The sequence below is a fragment of the Methanoculleus sp. MH98A genome, from assembly GCF_000691865.1.
Taxonomy (GTDB): Archaea; Halobacteriota; Methanomicrobia; order Methanomicrobiales; family Methanoculleaceae; genus Methanoculleus.
Genome location: NZ_JMIO01000192.1, coordinates 1 through 1,478, shown reverse-complemented (window position 1 = coordinate 1,478; position 1,478 = coordinate 1). Strand labels below are relative to the sequence as shown.

At 40.4% G+C, this 1,478-nt stretch carries 1 protein-coding gene and 1 pseudogene; both read right to left on the bottom strand.

What is annotated here, in order from left to right; translation table 11 throughout:
- Nucleotides 1-541, bottom strand: a pseudogene (locus EI28_RS14535) (phenylacetate--CoA ligase family protein); the annotation flags it as partial.
- A 4-nt stretch (nt 542-545) separates the two neighbouring features.
- Nucleotides 546-1,274, bottom strand: a complete 729-nt coding sequence (locus EI28_RS14530; RefSeq protein ID WP_052379757.1) for a hypothetical protein — start codon at nt 1,272-1,274, stop codon at nt 546-548.
- Between the last annotated feature and the right edge of the window lie 204 nt (nt 1,275-1,478).

Sequence of the window (1,478 nt, the reverse complement as noted above, 5' to 3'; positions counted from 1 at the left end):
TGATCTTACATCCCTGCCCCATAACGAGGCGTATTTTTGCATTGATATTGCTCCTATAATGATCTGGCACTTCGCCTTTGGGGACTGCCAAAATTTTGATATTATCGTAATCCTCTTGAATTACCTGGAACTTCTCTATTTCTCCTTTATTGCAAACAACGCCCAGTAGATGAATAAAATATTCTGCAGGCACTGTTGTACCATTATTCAGTATAAAGTGCTCTGTAATTCTCCCTGTAACCTCTCTAAATGTGGGTAGAGTCAGGCCACAGTTACATTTTCCTGAACCAAGTATAGCCATATCTCCAATTTCATATCGTATTATGGGCATAGAATAATTGAAGAGATTTGTTACGATTACTCTCCCTTCTTCGCCTTCTTTAACGGGTTGATTGTAGTTGTCTAAAACTTCCTGATAATTCCAGAACATAAATGGGTGCATTAAGCCTTCTTTACATTCGCCGGCCAGGTTACTGACTTCCCTCGATCCGTAGAAGTTATACACCTTCGTTCCGAAACTTGACTGGATTGTCTCCCTCATGCTGTCAGATAGTGACTCCGCTGCGCTTACAACGACTTTTGGGGTATATAGCGGTATCTTTTTCTTTTCCGCATACTGGCATAACGCGTACAGCAACCTGCGTACCCTCTAAAAATCTCTGGTTCGAAAGATTGATAGTACTAATGTATCGCTCGATATCCTGTTCGGTCATTCTGAAGCTGTTCAGGAATATGGTATTAGAGAGCCAGTTCTGTACCTTTGCTTTAAACCCCACACTGCCCTTGAAGATATCCCTTTCAGATCCCCAGAGTAATACTTTTTTTACTGTCGGTTCTTCGATATCGAGAATGTTCCTATAGTAGTAATAATTTGTTGCAGTTCGCCATCTCAAATAGACATCATCTTGCATTAACCGTACCGGCTCGCCTGTAGAGCCCCCAGAGGAATTGTAGAACCATTTTCGTGTGTGATAGTCGTCAGAGATTAACTCCGTGTGATTTTTTCGGATAATATCTTTGGTTAAAATTGGTATGTCTGGGATTCTGGAGGGATCTACCTCTCCATTCTGGATGAGGCCAATTTGCTTAAAAACCCGACGATAATACTTGTTGTGCTTATATGCATGCAGAAAAAGTTCGTTTCTTTTCTGCTCAATGAATCCGTTAAGCGCACTCTTGTCAGAAAGGCCTGCGATCTCGAGATACTCCTTTTCGAATTTACGCCTTACCTTTCTGAAAGAAGCTTCTCGTATCCTGCCTTTAATCAGTTCCATGCGCACACGCCTATTATCAGTAATTAGTATCTTTAAAATTTAGAGTTTCTGGTTTAAGCCACAGATCTAACGTAATTGTTGATAGGATGTTATACTTTTTGTCTTTGGAGCGGATCAGACCTAGGTCCATTTCAGAACGATGAAATATATTGGGATCATTTTATTTAACACTTAATGACGGTTGAGGGTATTTCCAATATAATC